The organism is Micromonospora sp. NBC_00421, from assembly GCF_036017915.1.
GTDB lineage: Bacteria > Actinomycetota > Actinomycetes > Mycobacteriales > Micromonosporaceae > Micromonospora.
The window spans coordinates 5154329-5173991 of sequence record NZ_CP107929.1 but is presented as its reverse complement, the minus strand read 5'-3'; the positions used below and the strand labels follow the sequence as shown (position 1 = coordinate 5173991).

At 72.4% G+C, this 19663-nt stretch carries 16 protein-coding genes; 15 read left to right on the top strand and 1 reads right to left on the bottom strand.

What is annotated here, in order from left to right; genetic code table 11:
• Positions 1–38: 38 nt before the first annotated feature.
• The 7 genes from pdxH to OHQ87_RS21820 all read left to right on the top strand — a co-directional run bounded on the left by pdxH (position 39) and on the right by OHQ87_RS21820 (position 6107).
• A complete protein-coding gene (gene pdxH / locus OHQ87_RS21850) occupies positions 39–668 on the top strand; it encodes a pyridoxamine 5'-phosphate oxidase (RefSeq protein WP_328348947.1) in 630 nt (209 codons plus the stop codon).
• The gene (locus tag OHQ87_RS21845) at positions 665–1960 is read left to right on the top strand and encodes an MFS transporter (protein ID WP_328340636.1); all 1296 of its coding nucleotides are present in this window, start codon (positions 665–667) and stop codon (positions 1958–1960) included. The genes pdxH and OHQ87_RS21845 overlap by 4 nt, the downstream gene beginning before the upstream one ends.
• 67 nt (positions 1961–2027) lie before the next feature.
• Positions 2028–2957 (top strand): aldose 1-epimerase family protein, encoded by a 930-nt coding sequence (locus OHQ87_RS21840; protein ID WP_328340634.1) that lies wholly within the window; start codon positions 2028–2030, stop codon positions 2955–2957.
• A gap of 2 nt (positions 2958–2959) precedes the next feature.
• Complete coding sequence (locus tag OHQ87_RS21835) at positions 2960–3562, top strand: nitroreductase family protein (protein WP_328340632.1); 603 nt, start codon at positions 2960–2962, stop codon at positions 3560–3562.
• Between the two features lie 178 nt (positions 3563–3740).
• Positions 3741–4046: a type II toxin-antitoxin system VapB family antitoxin gene (locus OHQ87_RS21830; protein ID WP_328340630.1), complete on the top strand. Its 306-nt coding sequence runs from the start codon at positions 3741–3743 to the stop codon at positions 4044–4046.
• 32 nt (positions 4047–4078) lie between these two features.
• Positions 4079–5242: an acyl-CoA dehydrogenase family protein gene (locus OHQ87_RS21825; protein WP_328340629.1), complete on the top strand. Its 1164-nt coding sequence runs from the start codon at positions 4079–4081 to the stop codon at positions 5240–5242.
• Positions 5243–5342: 100 nt separating this feature from the next.
• Positions 5343–6107, top strand: a complete 765-nt coding sequence (locus OHQ87_RS21820) for a DUF4230 domain-containing protein (protein ID WP_328340628.1) — start codon at positions 5343–5345, stop codon at positions 6105–6107.
• Between the two features lie 349 nt (positions 6108–6456).
• On the opposite strand, the gene OHQ87_RS21815 is transcribed toward OHQ87_RS21820, so the two are convergent.
• On the bottom strand, positions 6457–6663 hold the full coding sequence (locus OHQ87_RS21815) for a PspC domain-containing protein (protein WP_328340626.1): 207 nt from the start codon (positions 6661–6663) through the stop codon (positions 6457–6459).
• A gap of 1042 nt (positions 6664–7705) precedes the next feature.
• On the opposite strand from OHQ87_RS21815, the gene OHQ87_RS21810 reads away from it, so the two are divergent.
• The 8 genes from OHQ87_RS21810 to OHQ87_RS21775 all read left to right on the top strand — a co-directional run bounded on the left by OHQ87_RS21810 (position 7706) and on the right by OHQ87_RS21775 (position 19551).
• Entirely contained in the window at positions 7706–9076 is a 1371-nt protein-coding gene (locus tag OHQ87_RS21810; protein ID WP_328340624.1) for an L-serine ammonia-lyase, read from the top strand.
• Between the two features lie 59 nt (positions 9077–9135).
• Complete coding sequence (locus tag OHQ87_RS21805) at positions 9136–9963, top strand: ABC transporter permease (protein ID WP_328340621.1); 828 nt, start codon at positions 9136–9138, stop codon at positions 9961–9963.
• On the top strand, positions 9964–10707 hold the full coding sequence (locus OHQ87_RS21800) for an ABC transporter ATP-binding protein (protein ID WP_328340619.1): 744 nt from the start codon (positions 9964–9966) through the stop codon (positions 10705–10707).
• Positions 10704–12704 (top strand): DUF5941 domain-containing protein, encoded by a 2001-nt coding sequence (locus tag OHQ87_RS21795; protein WP_442930587.1) that lies wholly within the window; start codon positions 10704–10706, stop codon positions 12702–12704. The genes OHQ87_RS21800 and OHQ87_RS21795 overlap by 4 nt, the downstream gene beginning before the upstream one ends.
• A gap of 32 nt (positions 12705–12736) precedes the next feature.
• The gene (locus tag OHQ87_RS21790; protein ID WP_328340617.1) at positions 12737–14911 is read left to right on the top strand and encodes a bifunctional glycosyltransferase/CDP-glycerol:glycerophosphate glycerophosphotransferase; all 2175 of its coding nucleotides are present in this window, start codon (positions 12737–12739) and stop codon (positions 14909–14911) included.
• 133 nt (positions 14912–15044) lie between these two features.
• Positions 15045–16349 carry an ABC transporter ATP-binding protein gene (locus OHQ87_RS21785; protein WP_328340615.1) on the top strand — a complete coding sequence of 435 codons (1305 nt, stop codon included), beginning with the start codon at positions 15045–15047 and terminating at the stop codon, positions 16347–16349.
• An 83-nt stretch (positions 16350–16432) separates the two neighbouring features.
• Positions 16433–17182 carry an HAD family hydrolase gene (locus tag OHQ87_RS21780; protein WP_328340613.1) on the top strand — a complete coding sequence of 250 codons (750 nt, stop codon included), beginning with the start codon at positions 16433–16435 and terminating at the stop codon, positions 17180–17182.
• A complete protein-coding gene (locus tag OHQ87_RS21775; protein ID WP_328340612.1) occupies positions 17179–19551 on the top strand; it encodes a glycoside hydrolase family 65 protein in 2373 nt (790 codons plus the stop codon). Before OHQ87_RS21780 ends, OHQ87_RS21775 begins: the two co-directional genes overlap by 4 nt.
• Positions 19552–19663: the final 112 nt, after the last annotated feature.

Below are 19663 nucleotides of genomic sequence, written 5' to 3'. Positions count from 1 at the left end.
AGAGCGACGTGACGGGGGACACACCCGCCCTGGCGGCCATGCGGAACGAGTACGCCGCCGACCTGGGCCTTTCCGAGACCGACCTGGCCGCCGACTGGCCCTCCCAGTTCGGCCGCTGGCTCGCCGACGCGGTCACCGCCGGACTGCCCGAGCCGAACGCGATGGTCCTCGGCACCGCGGACGCCGCCGGCCGGCCCAGTGGCCGGACCGTGCTGCTCAAGGAGTACGACCGGGAGGGCTTCGTCCTCTACACCAACCACCTGTCGCGTAAGGGCACCGAGTTGGCAGTCAACCCGTGGGCCAGTCTGGTGTTCCCCTGGTTCGCCATCCAGCGGCAGGTGGTGGTGACCGGCCGGGTCGCGCCCGTCGACCGGGCCGAGACCGAGGCGTACTTCGCCACCCGGCCGCGCGGTTCCCAGCTCGGGGCCTGGGCGAGCACCCAGTCCGAGGTGGTGCCGGACCGGGCCGCGCTGGAGGAGGCGTACCGGGCGGCGGCGGAGCGCTTTCCGGCCGGAACGCCGGTCCCGGCGCCCCCGCACTGGGGCGGGTTCCGGGTCCGACCGGAGTCGGTGGAGTTCTGGCAGGGCCGGGCCGGCCGGCTGCACGACCGGCTGCGGTTCCGTCGGGTCGAGGGGGACGACTGGGTCGTCGAGCGGCTGGCCCCGTGACCGACGTCAAACCGGGCCGGTCGGACAGCGCCCGACGCTGGGCCATCGACCTGCGCCCGCTGCGGATCCCCGCGTTCCGCCGGATGTGGCTCGGCAACACGGTGGCGATGTTCGGGTTCCAGTTCACCGCGGTCGCCGTACCCGTGGAGATGTACGCGCTGACCCGCGACTCCTTCTGGGTGGGTCTGCTCGGGGTGGCCGGCTTCCTGCCCCTGCTGGTCTTCGGGCTGTGGGGCGGGGCGGTCGCCGACGCCCGGGACCGGCGGCGGGTGCTGCTTGTCGGCTCGGCACTGCTCTGGGTGTCGATGCTCGGCCTGCTCGGCCACGCGTTGTCCGGGATCGGCAGCCCGGTGCTGCTGCTGGCGCTGGTGACCGTGCACTCGATCGCGTTCGCCATCAGTTCGCCGGCCCGGTCGGCGATCCTGCCCCGACTGCTGCCGCGGGAGCTGGTCCCGGCGGGCAGCACCCTGAACTACACCACCTTCACCGCCGCGTCGGTGGTCGGGCCGCTGGCCGCCGGCCTGATCTTCGCCGCCTTCGGCACCGGCACCGGCCTGCCGATCGCGTACGCCGCCGACGCGCTGTTGTTCACCGCGCTGGTGGTGGCGACGCTGCGGCTGCCCGCGATGCCACCGGCCCCACCCGCCGAGGGTGAGGCGCGCAGGGGTGGGCTGGCCGGCATCCTCGACGGCTTCCGCTACCTGGCCACCACACCGGTGCTGCTCTCGTCGTTCGCCATCGACCTGATCGCGATGATCCTGGCCATGCCCCGGGCGCTCTTTCCCGAGGTGGCGCAGGAGCGGTTCGGCGGCGGGGCGGCGGTGGGTTGGCTCTACAGCGCCATCGCCATCGGCGCGATGCTGGGCGGCCTGACCTCCGGCTGGATCGGCCGGCTGCGACGGCAGGGGCTGGCCCTGGTGGTGGCGGTGGTCGGCTGGGGGCTGGCCATCGCGGCGGCCGGGTTGGCCCGGCAGCTCTGGCTGGTGGTGCTGCTGCTCGCGGTGGCGGGCGCGGCGGACCTGGTCAGCGCGGTGCTGCGGCAGTCGATGCTGCTTGTCTACGCGCCGGACCGGATGCGCGGCCGGCTCCAGGGGGTGAACACCGTGGTGGTGGCCGGCGGTCCGCGCCTGGGTGACCTGCGGGCCGGGGCGATGGCCGCCGGGTTCGGCACCGGCGTCGCCTGGGTCGGCGGCGGCCTGCTCTCGGCCGCGCTGGCGGTGCTGCTGGTGGTGAGCTTCCCGGCCCTGCTGCGCTACCGGGCGACCAGGGCGGCGGCGGGCGACCGTAGCTGATCGGCGCCCGGTGGGACGGGTGCGCCGGGTCCGGCGGGCCGGGCAGGCCACCGACTAAGGTCACGGTATGGACAACGCCGCGCACCGCCCCGCCTCGGGGACACAGTGGACCATCGCCGCCGACGGCCACGAGGCCGTCATCGTCGAGGTCGGCGGTGGGGTACGGACGTACCGGCGGGACGGGGTGGACTACCTCGACGGGTACGCCGAGGACGAGATCAGCCCCGGCAGCGCCGGGCACGTGCTGGCCCCCTGGCCGAACCGGATCCGGGACGGGCAGTACACCTTCGGCGACCGCGCGCTGCAGCTCGACCTGACCGAGCCGGACCGGGGGGTCGCCCTGCACGGCCTGGTCAACTGGGTGCGCTGGCAGCCGGTCGAGGAGTCCGCCGACTCGGTCACCCTCGGTTACGAGCTGCCGCCCACCCCCGGCTACCCGTGGCCGTTGCGGCTGCGTACCCGGTGGAGCGTGGGGGCGGACGGGCTGCGGGCCGCGCACGAGGTGACCAACACCGGGGCCGAGACCGCCCCGTTCGGGTTCTCCGTCCACCCGTACCTGCGGCTGGCCGGGGTCGCGGTGGACGACCTGACGATGCGGATGCCGGCCCGCAGCCGGCTCCAGGTCGACGCCCGGCTGCTGCCGATCGGGGCGACCCCGGTGGCCGGCACCGAGTACGACTGGACCACCCCCAGGCCGATCGGGGACGCCCAGCTCGACCTCTGCTTCGGTGACGTGATCCGGGACGACGACGGTGGCTCGTCGGTGACCCTGGCCGCCCCCGACGACGCGGACGGCGTGCACCTCTGGGCGGACCGCGAGTTCGGCTGGTGGCAGGTCTTCACCGGCGACGCGCTCACCGGCGAGCGGCACCGCAGGTCGGTGGCGGTGGAGCCGATGACCTGCCCGCCCGACGCGTTCCGGTCCGGCCGGGACGTGATCGAGCTGGCCCCGGGGGAGACCTGGCGGGGCACCTGGGGCATCCGGCCCGGGGTCTGAGCATGCAGTTCGGCGAGTTGGTCCGACGACGACGGATGGTGCGCAACTACGACCCGGACCGTCCGGTCCCGCCGGAGGTGGTGGACCGGCTGCTCGACCACGCGGTCCGGGCGCCGTCGGCGGGCTTCGCCCAGGGCTGGGGTTTCCTGGTGCTTGAGGAGCCGGCCGACCGGGAGCGGTTCTGGGCGGCCACCACTCCCTCGGGCGGTGGCCGGGAACGGTGGCTGGCGGGGATGCGGCGGGCCCCGCTGATCGTGGTGCCGCACGCCAACCGGTCGGTCTACCTGGAGCGTTACGCCGAGCCGGACAAGGGCTGGGCGGACCGCTCGGAGGACCGCTGGCCGGTGCCCTACTGGTATGTCGACACCGGCTTCGCCGCGCTGCTGATGCTGCTGACCGCCGTGGACGAGGGGTTGGGGGCGTGCTTCTTCGGCATCCCACCCGACCGGCTGCCGCCGTACCGGGAGGCGTTCGGGGTGCCGCCGGAGTACCACCCGATCGGCGCGATCACGGTAGGTTATCGGGCCGTCGATCATCGGTCACCGTCGTTGCGTCGGGGGCGTCGGCCGGTGGACGAGGTGGTCCGGCGCGGTCGGTGGAGTTGACGCTGGTTCGTACCCTCCGCGGTGGATGCCGGTGGGACGGAAACTGACAACGGGGAGCAAAACGCGGTGTGGCGGGGGCGGATAGGCTGGCACCGTCATCGGTGCCGCACCGTGCGGCACTTCGGCGTGGCCCGGCACCACGCCGAGGGTCGGCCTGACCACGGGAGGGGAGCGTGCCGTGATCTTCAGAGCGGTCCGGGACGGGCGTCCCTACCCGGAACACAACCTGACTCTCAAGCAGTGGGCGGAGATCCCGCCGCGTCCGCTGCGGCTGGACCAGCTCATCACCACCAAGCGCGAGCTGGCGCTGGACAAGCTCCTCGCCGAGGACTCCACCTTCTACGGTGACCTTTTCCCGCACGTGGTGGAGTGGAGCGGCGGTCTCTACCTGGAGGACGGCCTGCACCGGGCGCTGCGGGCGGCGTTGCAGCAGCGCAACCAGATCCACGCCCGGGTGCTGGTGTTCAACGGTCAGCCCGAGTGACGCCTTCCTGAGCAGTCGTTAAGGTGGCGGCCATGGGCACTGCGCTGGACCTGCTGGACGTCGACGCCTCGCTGAGCGAGGAGGAGCGGCAGATCCGGGCCGTCGTCCGCCGGCTCGTCGACGACCGGGTCCGCCCGTACGTCGCCGGCTGGTACGAGGACGGCCAGGTCCCGGCCCGCGAGCTGGCCCGGGAGTTCGGCAAGCTCGGCCTGCTCGGCATGCACCTGACCGGGTACGGCTGCGCCGGCGCCCCGGCCGTGGCGTACGGGCTGGCCTGCCTGGAACTGGAGGCCGGCGACTCCGGCGTCCGGTCCCTGGTCTCGGTGCAGGGCTCGCTGGCCATGTACGCCATCTGGCGTTTCGGCAGCGAGGAGCAGAAACAGCGCTGGCTGCCCGCGATGGCGGCCGGAGAGGCGATCGGCTGCTTCGGCCTGACCGAGCCCGACCACGGCTCCGACCCGGCCTCGATGACGACCCGGGCCCGTCGTGACGGCGACGACTGGATCCTCGACGGCGCGAAGATGTGGATCACCAATGCGCCGATCGCCGACGTCGGGGTGGTCTGGGCGCGTACCGACCAGGGGGTACGGGGTTTCCTCGTACCGATGGACACCCCCGGGGTCGGCGCGCGGGAGATCCGGCGGAAGATGTCGCTGCGGGCGTCGGTGACCGGTGAGATCGCCCTCGACGGGGTCCGGCTGCCGGCGGACGCCCTGCTGCCGGAGGCGGTCGGGCTGCGGGCGCCGCTGAGCTGCCTGACCGAGGCCCGGCAGGGCATCGTCTGGGGCGCGCTCGGCGCGGCCCGCGACTGCCTGGAAACCGCCCTGTCGTACGCCACCACCCGGACCCAGTTCGGCCGCCCGCTGGCCGGGTTCCAGCTCACCCAGGCCAAGCTGGCCGACATGGCGGTGGAGTGGAGCAAGGGGTTGCTGCTCGCCCTGCACCTGGGCCGGTTGGCCGAGGCGGGGACGCTGCGGCCGGAGCAGGTGAGCGTGGGCAAGCTGAACAACGTCCGGGAGGCGCTGGCCATCGCCAGGCAGTGCCGGACGATCCTCGGCGCGAACGGGGTCTCCGGCGAGTACCCGGTGATGCGGCACGCCGACAACCTGGAGAGCGTGCTCACCTACGAGGGCACCTCCGAGATCCACCAGCTGGTCATCGGGCAGCGGCTCACCGGGTTGTCCGCGTTCGCCTGAGACCACCCGTCACCCGTTCGGGTCGCTCGCCGCGCGGGCGTCGCACGGTACCCGTACCGTCATCGACAGATGCACGTGTCTGACGAGGACGGTGAGGGCGATGGCCCGCGACGGTGAGACCCCCCAGAGTGAGTTCCCCGGCTACCCGACCGCCGACACACTGCGTACCCGGTCGGGCGACCCGGCCGACCCCGACACCCCACCGGCCGACCCGCCCCGCGCGGGTGGCCCGGCCAGGGGCCTGCTCTGGGTGCTCGGTGCGGCGGCGCTGGTCGTGGTGGTGCTGCTCGGCACCCAGGTGACCGGGATCTTCCCGGACTTCCGCAACCCGTTCGCCAAGGAACAGACCGACCGCAGCCAGCCGCCGCTGCTCAAGTCGATCCAGGATCTCAGCCGCTACGTCGCGGCGGAGGGCAACTTCCAGGTCGTGGTCGACCTCCAGAACGACCGCAACAACGTGCCGGAGTTCCTGCTCAACCAGCGGACCCTCTTCGTCGGGGCGGGCAGCGTCGAGGCGTACGTGGACTTCGGCAAGATCTCCGAGGGGGCGGTGGTGCCGTCGGCCGACGGCAAGTCCGTCGAGGTCAAGCTGCCCGCGCCGCAGCTCGGCAAGACCAACCTCGACCTGGACAAGAGCTACGTCTTCGCCGAGGAACGCGGCCTGTTCAACCGGATCAGTGAGCTGGTCAAGGGCGACCCCAACCGGCAGCAGCAGGTCTACCGGATGGCCGAGGAGCGGATCACCGCGGCGGCCCGGGACAGCGGGCTGGCCCAGCGGGCCGAGGAGAACACCCGCAAGATGCTGGAGGGCCTGCTCCGCTCGCTCGGCTACGAGAAGATCACCATCACCTACACGGCCCCCTGACCTGCAGCGCCACCACCGTTCGGGTTCCGGGCAGACCACCACGCGCCACCGGGGCCGCGAGGCGATGGCGCTGCAGGACCAGCGCCGGCGGTCCCGGTGATCAAGAGGTTTGCGTCAGTCTTGATCTTCAAGCTGACGCAAACCTCTTGATCACCGGGCACAACCCCGCCGCGTACGACCTGCACTGGATCGTGTCGACGGGTGACCGATCCGGTGCCGGGGAGTGGCACCTTGGCGGGCATCGAGGGCGTCGAGGGAACTGGCGCCAGCGGGGTGGGGACGCCAGGATGCCGTCTCCCCGGCCGGGGGTGGCGGCATCCTGGCGGCCTTCGCCGGTGGCCCGGCGCGGTCAGTAGGTGGTGGTGGCGTACCGGTCCTCGTTGGGCATCAGGATCCACAGCACCAGGTAGACGATCACCTGGGTGCCGGGCAGCAGCAGCGACAGCAGGAACAGCAGCCGGACCAGGTTGGCCGAGGTGTTGAACCGGCGGGCCAGGCCGGCACAGACACCGGCGAGCATGCGCCCCTCACGGGGTCGGACCAGTTTGCGACTCATCGTCGTACTCCCACTCTGCGGCGATCCGCCGCGCTGCACTCCACGGTAGGAAGGGGCGGCCACCGTGCCCTCCGTCCCGAGGGTGATCCGATGACCCCGTACCCGTAGGTGGTTACCCGAGTCGGCCTCAGCTGACGCCCCCGGAACCCGCCCGGCCCATCCCCGCCCGGCCCATCCCCGCCCGGCCCGCCAAGCCCTCCACTGCGAGCCCCGCCGCCCCCACCGCCCGCCCCCACCGCCCGCCCCGCCACCGCGCCGCCCCGCCTCCACCGCCAGCCGCGCGCCAAGCCCCCGCCACCGCGCCGCCCCCACCGCCAGCCGCGCGCCAAGCCCCCGCCACCGCGCCGCTGCCCCGGGGTCCCGCCACCGCGCCGTTGCCCTGCTGCCTCGCTGTCCCCGCCCGGCGCCGGCCGTCCGCCGCTGGCGGGCCACCGAGGAGGACCGCGCTCGATCCTGGTTGTAGTGGCCTCGCCGCACGGGGATGCCACTACAACCAGGACAACCCCGTTGCGTTAACGCCGTGGGCGGCTGGTCAACCCGGGACAGGAAGTGCCCGATCGGGGAGCGGGGTGGGCCCGCTCGGCGATCATGGAGTGGTGGTGCCGACTTTGGGGGTTTTACGGGCGTTCTGTTACCCACCACAACTCCATGATCGGCGAGGCAGCGCTGGTTGACGAACAGCCGTTCCACCTAACGCAACAACGTTGACAACCAGGAAGTAGCACGATCTTGGTGCGGGGTGCGGGGTGCGGGGTGCGGGGTGCGGGGTGCGGGGTGCGGGGTGCGGGGTGCGGGGTGCGGGGTGCGGGGTGCGGGGTGCGGGGTGCGGGGTGCGGGGTGCGGGGTGCGGGGTGCGGGGTGCGGGGTGCGGGCGTGGGGCGTGGGGTGGGGCGTGGGGTGGGGTGGGCCCGGGGTGGGCGGGTAGGCTCGCCGGTCGACGCCGCCCCCACCCCGGGCGGGATCCGCAGGTCGCCGGGACCCCGGGTGGCCACGAACCCGGCCGGACCCGGCACCACCGGGGCGACGGCGAGGAAGCGCAGCGATGATCAGTGTCTTCGACCTCTTCAGTGTCGGCATCGGCCCGTCCAGCTCGCACACGGTGGGCCCGATGCGGGCCGGGCGTACCTTCGTCACCGGGCTGAAGGCCGACGGGCTGCTGCACACCGTCGCCCGGGTCCGGGCCGAGCTGTTCGGTTCTCTGGGCGCGACCGGCCACGGCCACGGCAGTGACCGGGCGGTGCTGCTCGGGCTGGCCGGGGAGAGCCCGGAGACGGTGGACACCGACAGCGTCGGGCCCCGGGTCGCCGAGATCCGTGCCCAGCGCCGGCTCGCCCTGCTCGGCACCCAGGAGATCGACTTCGAGCCGGACCGGGATCTGGTGCTGCACCGCCGCCGGTCGTTGCCGTACCACCCGAACGGGATGGTCTTCTCGGCCTGGGACGCGGCGGGGGAGCAGGTCCTCACCCGGACGTACTACTCGGTCGGTGGTGGGTTCGTGGTGGACGAGGCGGCGGCCGGGGCGGACCGGATCAGGCCGGACGCCACCCCGGTCCGGCATCCGTTCACCACAGGTGCCGAGCTGCTGGAGGTCACCGCCGGCACCGGCCTGTCGATCAGCGCGGTGATGCTCGCCAACGAGCTGTCCTGGCGCAGCGAGGCGGACGTGCGGGCGGGGCTGCTGGACATCTGGCGGGTGATGCGGGAGTGCGTGGCGCACGGCGGCGAGCGGGACGGCGTACTGCCGGGTGGGTTGCGGGTCCGTCGTCGCGCCGCCGAGCTGCGCCGCAGCCTGGAGGCGGACGCCGGCTCGACCGACCCGCTGCGCGCGATGGACTGGGTGACCCTGTTCGCGCTGGCGGTCAACGAGGAGAACGCGGCGGGTGGCCGGGTGGTCACCGCCCCGACGAACGGCGCGGCCGGGATCATCCCGGCGGTGCTGCACTACTACACCCGGTTCGTGCCGGGCGCCTCCGACGAGGGGGTGGTGCGGTTCCTGCTGGCCGCCGGGGCGATCGGGGTGCTGTTCAAGGAGAACGCCTCCATCTCCGGGGCGGAGGTGGGCTGTCAGGGCGAGGTCGGGTCGGCCTGTTCGATGGCCGCCGCCGGGCTGGCCGAGGCGTTGGGTGGCACCCCCGAGCAGGTGGAGAACGCCGCCGAGATCGGCATGGAGCACAACCTCGGGTTGACCTGCGACCCGGTCGGGGGGCTGGTGCAGATCCCCTGCATCGAGCGCAACGCGGTGGCTAGCATCAAGGCGATCACGGCGGCCCGGTTGGCGCTGCGCGGCGACGGGGTGCACCACGTCTCGCTCGACAAGGTCATCAAGACCATGCGCGAGACCGGGGCGGACATGAAGGTCAAGTACAAGGAGACGGCACGCGGCGGCCTGGCCGTCAACGTGATCGAGTGCTGAGGGGCGTTCGTTCACCGACTGCTAACCTGTCGTCCGTTGTTGTCAGGCGGGAGGCGACGGTGACCGCAGGCGTCACGGCGTTGTGGTCGCACCGCAACTCGCTGCGCATCCTGGTCAGGCGCGATCTCGCGGTGAAGTACCAGCAGTCCGTGCTCGGTTACTTCTGGTCGCTGATCGAGCCGCTGGGGATGGGCGCGATCTACTTCTTCGTCTTCGGGGTGCTCTATTCCGGGCCGACCAACCGGCACCTCGGCGAGGCCGCCGGGTCGTACCCGCTCTTCCTGATCACCGGCATCTTCGCCTGGATGTGGACGAGTTCGGCACTGAGCGAGGCGACAAACGCGTTGACCGGGCAGTCCCGCCTGATCACCACGATGAACGTGCCCCGGCAGGTCTTCCCGATCGGCCGGGTCACCGGCCGGTTCGCCGAGTACGTCGCCGGCCTGCCGATCCTGCTGGCCGTCGCCGCCGTCTACGCCGCCCACGGCCGGATCGAGCTGGGCTGGTCGCTGCTGAGCCTGCCGCTGGCCGTCGCCGTGCAGGGCACCCTGCTGGTCGGGCTGGCCCTGCTGCTGTCCGCGGTGAACGTGCTGATGCGCGACGTGGAGCGGTTCATGCGGCTGGTCATCCGGGTGCTCTTCTATGCCACCCCGATCATCTATCCGTTGAGCCTGGTCCGGGAGTCCGGCATGCCGACCTGGGTGAAGGTGGCGTACGAGCTGAACCCGCTGGTCGGCATCTTCCAGCTCCAGCACGCCATCTGGTACCCGGACGAGTTCCCGGACGCCCGGCTGCTGACCACCACGATCGCCGGCAGCCTGCTGGTGCTGGTGGCCGGCTGGTGGGCGTTCCGCCGGCTCGAACCGGCCGTGCTGAAGGAACTGTAGGTGCCGCCGATCATCGAGGCGCAGGGTCTCGGCATCCGTTTCGTCCGTAACCGTCGTCGGCAGCTGCGGCTGCGGGAACTCTTCATCCACCGGGGCGGTCGGGCCGCCGTCGCGGGCCAGTTCTGGCCGCTGCGGGACGTCTCGTTCACTGTCGAGGCGGGCGACACGCTGGGCGTGATCGGGCGCAACGGCACCGGCAAGAGCACCCTGCTGCGGTTGATCGCCGGGGTGCTCATCCCCGACGAGGGGCGGATCCGGGTCCGGGGCGACGTCGCGCCGCTGCTGGAGCTCTCCGCCGGGTTCTCCAACGACCTGACCGGGCGGGAGAACCTCTACCTGGTCGGCGGGCTGCACGGGTTGTCCTCGGGCTACCTGAAGCGGCACTTCGACGACATCGTGTCGTTCGCCGGTGAGCAGGTGGAGCGGGCCATCGACACCTCGGTCCGGCACTACTCATCGGGGATGAAGGTACGGCTCGGATTCGCGATCATCTCGCACCTGCCGCACCCGGTCCTGCTGATGGACGAGGTGACCGCGGTGGGCGACGCGGAGTTCCGCAAGAAGTGTTATTCGACTATCGACCGACTGCTCGCGGAGGGGCGCACCTTGGTGCTGGTGTCACACAACGAGAAGGACCTGACCCGGTTCTGCCGTCGGGGGCTCTACCTCGACGGTGGGCGGTTGACCGTGGACGGGACGGTCGCCGAGGCGCTCGACGCGTACCACGCCGCGGTGCCGAGGTGACAGTGGCGATCGTGCTCGCCGCCGGTGCGCCGGCCGCGGGCCCGCCCACCGGCACGGGCGGACCACTTGCCGACCGGCTCGCCGAGCAGTTGCGCCGGGCCGGGGCGGACCGGGTCGCCACCGTCACCGGTCTGACCGAGCTGGCCGCCCTGGTGGACACCGTCACCGGCCCGGTCCTGGTCACCGGGGCCGACCTGGTCGCGCACACGGCCGTACTGAAGCATCTGGTGACCAGTCCGGTCGGCCCGACGGTGGCCCTGGTGCTCACCGACCCGCCGGCCGAAGGCCGGACGGTGGTCCGCGAGGAGCGCGGGCAGGTGGTCGACGCCGGCCCGGAGCTGCCCGACGCCACAGGCGTCTTCGGCGGCGCGCTGCGGGTCGGCGCGGACGACCTGCCCGCGCTGGCCGCCGCGGCCCGCGCCGCCCACGGCCCGGTGACGGCGCAGGCCGCCCACAGCCCGGTAGCGGGGGGCGCGGCCGGCTCCGCCGTGGACCGGCTGTTCGCCGCGCTCACCGACCTCGGCACCCTGACCTTCGCCCACCGGGTACGCCTGCTCGTGGCGCACCGGGTGGCCGATCCGGCCGAGCTGGCCGCCGCCGAGGCGGCCCTGGCCGGGGTGGACGAGGACCGGGCCGAGTTGCGGCTGTCGGTGAAGGAGCGGGACGACTTCTTCACCACCTACTTCGTCAGCACCTGGTCGCCGTACGTGACGAAGGCGTGTGCCCGGCTGGGCCTGACGCCGACCGGGGTCACCATGATCTCGGTGCTCTTCGCGGTGGTCGCGGCGGTGCTCTTCGGTGCCGGTGGCCGGGTCGCCCTGGTGGCCGGCGCGGTCCTGCTCTACCTGGGTTTCGTGCTGGACTGCGTGGACGGACAGTTGGCCCGCTACACCAGGCACTTCAGCGCCTGGGGCGGCTGGCTGGACACGATGGCGGACCGGGCGAAGGAGTACCTGGTCTACGCCGGGCTGGGCTACGGCGCGACGCACGCCGGGTTCCGCTACGGCTGGGCGCTGGCCATCGCCGCGATGACCCTGCAGACCGTCCGGCACATGACCGACGCCTGGTACGGGGTGCTGCACGACGAGGCGGCCCGGCGTCCCCGCCCGGCCACCCCGGCCGCCGGGGGGATCGGCGGGAAGCTGAACGCCGCCTCGACCCGGGTGCAGGCGGACACCGGCTCGGTGTCGTACTGGCTGAAGCGGACGGTGGTCTTCCCGATCGGCGAGCGGTGGGCGCTGATCGCGGTCACCGCCGCGCTGTTCGGGCCGCTGGTCAGCCTGGTCTCGGTGCTGGTGTGGGGGGTGCTGGCGTTCGGCTACACGGGTGCGCTGCGGACCCTGCGGGCGCGTTGGATGTGGGTGCCGGTGCTGGACACGGTCGACGCGACGCTGCACCGTGACGACGGCCCGCTGGCGGCCCGGCTGCCTGTGGTCCGCCCGATGGGTCCGCTGACCCTGGCGGTGCTCGGGGCACTAGGGCCGGCGGTGCTGCTGGTGGTGGGGTTGCTCCGGTCGGCCGGTGACGCCGACCCGGGTGGCCTGCGCTGGTGGTTGCCGGTGGCGCTGCTGGTGCTGCTGGTGGCCGGGCTGGGGGCGGGCGCGGCGCACAACGGGCCGCTGGACTGGCTGGTGCCGGCGGCGCTGCGGGCCGGCGAGTACCTCTTCGCCGTGGTGGTCGGGGTGGTCGGCGGGGTGCCGGCCTGGTTGATCTTCGGGTACGTCTTCGTGCTTACCGTGCACCACTACGACCTGACCGCCCGGTTGGAGAAGCGGCAGGCGGCCCCGCCACTGCACGCCTGGACGCTGGGCTGGGAGGGGCGTTCGGTGCTGCTGGCGGTGGCGGCGATCGCCGGATTTGCCGGCCCTGCCATGGCTACACTCGGTGCGTACCTTCTGGTGGTTTTCGTGGCGAGTGTCGTGCTGGCCTGGGTGGTCCTGCCGGCCCGCGCGAGCCGGGCGGCGGCCGTACCCGTGCGGGGTGGTTCGCCGGGCTGACGACAGGGCGGGCTGACGACAGGGGCGGCCGGATGACGTTGATCAGCTTCGTCGTACCGGCCTTCCGGGTGCAGGGCTACCTGCGCGAATGCCTGGACTCGCTGCTCGACCAGCCGGTGCGGGACATCGAGGTGATCGGGGTCGACGACGCCTCCCCGGACGGCTGCGGCGACATCCTCGCCGAGTACGCGGCCCGCGACCCCCGGGTCCGGGCGGTACGACTGCCGCACAACGTCGGGCTCGGTCCGGCCCGCAACGCCGGGCTGGACCGGGCCACTGGCGAGTACGTCTGGTTCCTCGACGGCGACGACTGGCTCACCCCGGACTGCCTGCCCGAGGTGGCCGACCGGCTCACCGCCACCCGACCGGACGTGCTGCTTGTCGACCACGTCCGGGTGCACTGGGACGGGCACGCCACCCGAAGCGCACTGCCGGAGGTCTTTCCCGAGCCGCCCGGTGCGGCGACCTTCCGGCTGGCGGACCGGCCGCAGACCCTACGCCTGCTGCACACCGCCTGGAACCGGCCGGTCCGCCGGGAGTTCCTGACCGGCCTCGGGCTGCGTTTCGCCCCCGGCTGGTACGAGGACGTCGCATTCAGCTACCCGGTGCTGCTGGCCGCCGACCGGATCGGTGTGCTCGACCGGGTCTGCGTCAACTACCGGCAGCGCCGGGCGGGCGCGATCACCCGGACCCTCGACGACAGGCACTTCGAGGTCTTCGACCAGTGGCACCGGGTGTTCGGCTTCCTCGACGACCGACCGGAGTCGGCCGGGCTACGGCCGGTGGTCTTCGAGCGGATGATCTGGCACTACCTGACAGTGCTCGGCAACGGCGACCGGATCGCCCCGGAACTGCGGCAGGCGTTCTTCCGGCGGATCACCGCCGACCACAGGCGCTTCCACCCGGCCGGGGGCTACCCGGTGCCGGGAGGGTTGGACGGGGTCAAGCACCTGCTGGTCGCCACCGGGCGGTGGCGGACCTTCAGCGCGCTGCGTACCGTCAACCAGGCCCGGGAGACCGCGCGGGTGGCCGGCCGGCGGGCCCGGCCGGTGGCCCGGCGGACCGCCCGGCTGGCCCGGGACGCGCTGCTGCACGAGTACTACCGGGCCGAACTGCGCCGGCCGATCGACCCGACGCTCGCCGTCTACGCCGCCTACTGGTACCGCGGTTACGCCTGCAACCCGGCGGCGATCGACGCCGCCGCCCGCCGGCTCGCCCCGCAGGTACGGGGGGTGTGGATCGTCCGGCGGGACCGGATCGACACCCTCCCGCCCGGCACCGAGTACGTCGTCGCCGGCACCCGCGAGTGTCAGCGGGCGCTGGCGCGGGCCCGGTGGCTGGTCAACAACGTGAACTTCCCCGACTTCGTCCGCAAGCGACCGGGCCAGGTGCACGTGCAGACCCACCACGGCACCCCGGTCAAGGTGATGGGCCTGGACCAGCAGCGGTACCCGCTCGGCGCGGTCGGGATGGACTTCGCCGGGCTGCTGCGCCGGGTGGACCGCTGGGACTACAGCATCACCTCCAACGCCTTCTCCACTCAGATGTGGGACCGCGCCTATCCGGCGGACTACGTGCGGCTGGAGGTGGGCTATCCGCGCAACGACCGGCTGGTCACCGCCAGCGCCGAGGAGGTGCGGGCGGTGCGCGCCCGGCTCGGGATCGCCCCGGGTGAGCGGGTGGTGCTCTATGCGCCCACCCACCGGGAGCACCTGCCGGGCTACCGGCCGCCGTTCGACCCGTACCGGCTGCTGGAGGTGCTCGGGCCGGCGGGGCGGCTGCTGGTGCGCAGCCACTACTTCCACGACCGGGACGGTCGGGACCGGCGGCGTACCGGGGGACGGGTGGTCGACGTCAGTGCCGTCGGTGCCGTCGAGGATCTCTACCTGGCCGCCGACGTGCTGGTCACCGACTACTCGTCGGCGATGTTCGACTACGGGGTCCTGGACCGGCCGATCGTGATCTACGCGCCGGACCGGGACGCCTACCGGGTGGCCCGGGGGGTCTACTTCGACGTCACCGCCGAGCCGCCGGGCGCGGTCGCGTCGACCTTCGACGAACTATGTGGGGTCTTCCGCTCCGGCGCGGTGACCGGGGCGTCGGCCGACCGGGCCCGGGAGGAGTTCCGGGAGCGGTTCTGCCGCTGGGACGACGGGCACGCCGCCGAGCGGGTGGTCCGCCGGGTGTTCCTCGGAGAACCTGGGTGATCCGTGGTGGATCGCCGTACTGGCCCGTAATAGGGCTGTCATCAGTCGAACATGGCACGTTTACCCGATGTGCTAACCCGATGATGCTCGTCACAGTCAACCCCGGGGTTCGGCCAAGCTGGGGGAGGAGACGGTGACCACCGTCGCGCTGAAGGACGTCACAAAGGTTTTCCAGGACGGAACAGTCGCCGTCGACAACGTCAGCCTCGACGTCGTCGACGGTGAGTTCATGGTGCTGCTCGGCCCGTCCGGCTGCGGGAAATCAACCGTTTTGCGAATGATCGCGGGTCTGGCGGACCCGACGAGTGGTGCGGTGCTGCTCGACGGTGAGGTCGCCAACGACCTGCCGCCGCGCGACCGGAGGATCGCCATGGTCTTCCAGGACTTCGCGCTCTATCCGCACATGTCGGTCGGTGACAACATCGGCTTCCCACTGAAGCTGTCCGGGATCGAGCCGGAACCGCGCGGCGAGCGGGTGCAGGACGTGGCCAGCGCGCTCGGCATCGGCGACGTGCTCGCCCGTAAGCCGAGTCAGCTCTCCGGCGGTCAGCGGCAGCGGGTCGCGATGGGCCGGGCGATCGTCCGCCGGCCGGGGCTCTTCCTGATGGACGAGCCGTTGTCCAACCTCGACAGCGGCCTGCGCGCCGAGCTGCGGGCCGAGATCTCCGGGCTCACCCGCGAGCTGGGCGTCACCACCATCTACGTCACCCACGACCAGGCCGAGGCGCTGACCATGGCTGACCGGGTGGCCATCATGCGCAAGGGCGTGCTCCAGGATGTGGGCACCCCCACCCAGGTGTACGGCCGGCCCGCGACCCTGTACGTCGCCGCCTTCCTCGGCAGCCCCCGGATGAACCTGCTCGAGGCGTCGGTCTATGTCCACCTCGACAGGTACGTCACGCTCACCCTCGGTGACCAGGCGCTCTACCTGCCGTGGGACGACATCCGCAGTCGGGCGGTGGCGCACTACCACGGCGAGCGGATCGTGGTCGGGATGCGGGCCGAGGCGCTCACCCCGGTCGCCCCGGACACCCCCGGTGACGTGCTCCAGGGGCGGGTCCGCTACCTGGAGCACCACGGGCACGAGTCGCTCGCCTTCCTCGACATCGGCGCCACCGCCATCATGGTGGACGAGATGAGCGCCCCCGCCGAGGACGCCGTCCCGGGCCAGCGTGGGCTGCGCCGGTTCGGCCAGGTCATGTCCCGGCTCACCGGGCGGGCCGGCGAACCGGAGGAGCCCGCCCCGACGCCCGGCGGCAACCGGGGCAGCGTGCTGAACGACCCCGGCCGGCACCACCGCCGCCCGGCCGAGCTGGCGGTACGGCTCGCCCCCTACCCGGCGATCTCGGCGGGTCACCCGATGGCGGTCGCGGTCCGGATGGACGCCCTGCACTTCTTCGACGAACGCGGCGACCGCATCGACGTCGGCTGGCGCTGACCCTGCCCCGCCCCGGGTTGTCGGCCCGCGTGGCGGGTGGGGAAAGGGGTTTGCCCGACCGGGACGGTGGATAGATTCGTAGCGTGCTGGGCCTACCTGCTCATGTGACCGCCTGCCTCTTCGACCTCGACGGCGTGCTGACCCAGACCGCCAAGGTGCACAACGCCGCCTGGAAACAGACCTTCGACGACCTGCTGCGCCGGCACGCCGAGGCCAGCGGCGAACCGTTCCGGCCGTTCGATCCCGGCCCGGACTACAACCGCTACGTGGACGGGAAGCCACGCGCCGACGGGGTGCGTTCCTTCCTCGCCTCCCGGGGCATCACCCTGCCCGAGGGGAGCCCGGACGACCCGCCGGGCGCGGACACCGTCAACGGTGTCGGCAACCGCAAGAACGTGGTGCTGCTCGACCGGATCCACCACGACGGCGTCGAGGCGTACCAGGGATCGGTGGCCTATCTGAAGGCGGCCGAGCGGGCGGGGTTGCGCCGCGCGGTGGTCTCGGCCAGCGCCAACTGCCGCGACGTGGTCGCCGCCGCCGGCCTGGAACCGATGCTTGAGGTACGCGTCGACGGGCTGGTCGCCCGCGCCGAGGGGTTGCGCGGCAAGCCGCATCCGGACACCTTCCTCGCCGCCGCCGAGCTGCTCGGGGTGGCCCCCGCCGACGCCGCCGTCTTCGAGGACGCGCTGGCCGGGGTGGCCGCCGGCCGGGCCGGCGACTTCGGGTACGTGATCGGTGTCGACCGCGCCGGGCAGGCCGACGAGCTGCGCGCCCACGGTGCCGACGTGGTGGTCACCGACCTCGCTGACCTGCTGACCGGACCGGCCGCATGATCCGCGAACGGGCCTATCCGGTCGAGCCGTGGCACATCCGGGAGACCCGTCTCGACATGGACGTGCTGGCCCAGTCCGAGTCGGTCTTCGCGCTCTCCAACGGCCACATCGGGCTGCGCGGCAACCTCGACGAGGGCGAGCCGCACGGCCTGCCCGGCACCTACCTGAACTCCTTCTACGAGCTGCGTCCACTGCCCTACGCGGAGGCCGGGTTCGGGTTCCCCGAGTCGGGGCAGACCATCGTCAACGTCACCAACGGCAAGCTGATCCGGCTGCTCGTCGACGACGAACCCCTCGACCTGCGCTACGGCGAGCTGCTCAGCCACCAACGGGTCCTCGACCTGCGGGCCGGCACCCTCTACCGGGAGATGCACTGGCGCTCGCCCGCCGGCCGGGAGGTGAAGGTCCGCAGCACCCGGCTGGTCTCCTTCACCCAGCGCTCGGTCGCCGCTATCCACTACGAGGTGGAGGCGGTCAGCGGCCCGCTGCGGCTGATCCTCCAGTCCGAGCTGGTCGCCAACGAGAACCTGCCGGCGCAGAGCCGCGACCCCCGGGTCGCCGCCGTGCTGGAGTCACCGTTGCAGGCCGAGGAGGAGCTGACCACCGACGACGGCGGTCTGCTCATCCACCGCACCAAGGTCAGCGGGCTGCGGGTGGCCGCCGGGATGGGCCATGACGTCACCGCACCGAGCCGGACCACGATCGAGTCCGAGGGGTACGAGGACTGGGTCCGTACCACGGTCGGCTGCGTGCTCCAGCCCGGCGAGTCGCTGCGGGTGGTCAAGTACCTCACCTACGGCTGGTCCAGCCGGCGCTCCCTGCCGGCGCTGCGTGACCAGGTCGGCGCGGCGCTCGCCGCCGCCCGGCTGACCGGCTGGGACGGTCTGCACCGGGAGCAGCGGAAATACCTCGACGAGTTCTGGGACGCCGCCGACGTCCGGGTCGAGGGGGACCCGGAGGTGCAGCAGGCGGTCCGGTTCGGGCTGTTCCACGTGCTCCAGGCCGGGGCGCGGGCCGAGCGGCGACCGATCTCCGCCAAGGGGCTCACCGGCCCCGGCTACGACGGGCACGCCTTCTGGGACACCGAGATGTTCGTCCTGCCGGTGCTGACGTACACCCAGCCCGGCGCGGTACGCGACGCGCTGTACTGGCGGCACGCCACCCTGGAGCAGGCCCACGAACGGGCCCGTACGCTGAACCTGGCCGGCGCGGCCTTCCCGTGGCGCACCATCGAGGGCCCGGAGTCGTCGGCGTACTGGCCGGCCGGCACCGCCGCCTTCCACATCGCCGCCGACGTCGCCGACGCGGTGCGCCGCTACGTGCTGGTCACCGGCGACGAGCAACTGGAACGCGACATCGGCCTGGAACTGCTCGTGGAGACCGCCCGGCTCTGGCGTTCGCTGGGCCACCACGACCGGTACGGCCGGTTCCACATCGACGGGGTGACCGGCCCCGACGAGTACACGGCGGTCAAGAACGACAACATCTACACCAACCTGATGGCGCAGCGGAACCTGCTCACCGCCGCCGACTGCGCGATGCGCCTGCGCGACGAGGCCCTCGACCTCGGGGTGACCGAGGAGGAGGCGGCCGAGTGGCGCGACGCCGCCCAGGCCATGCACATCCCGTACGACGAGGACCTCGATGTGCACGAGCAGGTGGAGGGCTTCACCCGGCTCCAGGAGTGGGACTTCGAGCACACCCCGGCCGAAAAGTACCCGCTGCTGCTGCACTACCCGTACTTCGATCTGTATCGCAAGCAGGTGGTCAAGCAGGCCGACCTGGTGCTGGCGATGCACTGGCGGGGGGACGCCTTCACCGAGGCGCAGAAGCTGCGCAACTTCCTCTACTACGAGCGGCGTACGGTGCGGGACTCGTCTCTGTCGGCCTGCACCCAGGCGGTGCTCGCGGCCGAGGTGGGCCACCCCGAACTGGCCCACAGCTACCTGCGGGAAGCAGCGCTGATGGACCTGCACGACCTGAACGAGAACACCCGCGACGGCGTACACATGGCGTCACTCGCGGGGGCGTGGATCGCGCTGGTCGCCGGCTTCGGCGGGCTGCGCGACCACGACGGCGAGCTGTCGTTCGCCCCCCGGCTGTCCAGCCGGCTGAGCCGGTTGGAGTTCTCGTTGCAGTGGCGGTCGATGCGGTTGCGGGTGGACGTCCGGCCGCACCAGACCACCTACTCACTGCGTAACGGCGGCCCGGACACGGAGGTGGAGCTGCGCCACCACGGCCAGACCGTCCGGGTCACCTCCGCCGCGCCGGTGACGGTACCCGTACCGCAGACCCACCAGGACGGCCCCGACCCGGAACAGCCGCCCGGTCGGGCCCCGCTGCTGCGCCTCCCGGAATCCCGCTCCTGACCTCGCCCGGCCAACCGGGTCGTGCTGTTCCGGGTCCATCGTGCGGTCCGGCCGGTCGTGCTGTTCCGGGTCCATCGTGGACAGTTCTTGTCGCGGGAGCGACAAGAACTGT

What these genes read in the sequence shown, in the direction of transcription:
- OHQ87_RS21840 (WP_328340634.1), top strand. Translation starts at nt 2,028, where the DNA reads ATGGACAACGCCGCGCACCGCCCCGCCTCGGGGACACAGTGGACCATC.
- OHQ87_RS21835 (WP_328340632.1), top strand. Translation starts at nt 2,960, where the DNA reads ATGCAGTTCGGCGAGTTGGTCCGACGACGACGGATGGTGCGCAACTAC.
- OHQ87_RS21820 (WP_328340628.1), top strand. Translation starts at nt 5,343, where the DNA reads ATGGCCCGCGACGGTGAGACCCCCCAGAGTGAGTTCCCCGGCTACCCG.
- pdxH (WP_328348947.1), top strand. Translation starts at nt 39, where the DNA reads ATGCGGAACGAGTACGCCGCCGACCTGGGCCTTTCCGAGACCGACCTG.
- OHQ87_RS21790 (WP_328340617.1), top strand. Translation starts at nt 12,737, where the DNA reads ATGACGTTGATCAGCTTCGTCGTACCGGCCTTCCGGGTGCAGGGCTAC.
- OHQ87_RS21825 (WP_328340629.1), top strand. Translation starts at nt 4,079, where the DNA reads ATGGGCACTGCGCTGGACCTGCTGGACGTCGACGCCTCGCTGAGCGAG.
- OHQ87_RS21775 (WP_328340612.1), top strand. Translation starts at nt 17,179, where the DNA reads ATGATCCGCGAACGGGCCTATCCGGTCGAGCCGTGGCACATCCGGGAG.
- OHQ87_RS21815 (WP_328340626.1), bottom strand. Translation starts at nt 6,663, where the DNA reads ATGAGTCGCAAACTGGTCCGACCCCGTGAGGGGCGCATGCTCGCCGGT.
- OHQ87_RS21810 (WP_328340624.1), top strand. Translation starts at nt 7,706, where the DNA reads ATGATCAGTGTCTTCGACCTCTTCAGTGTCGGCATCGGCCCGTCCAGC.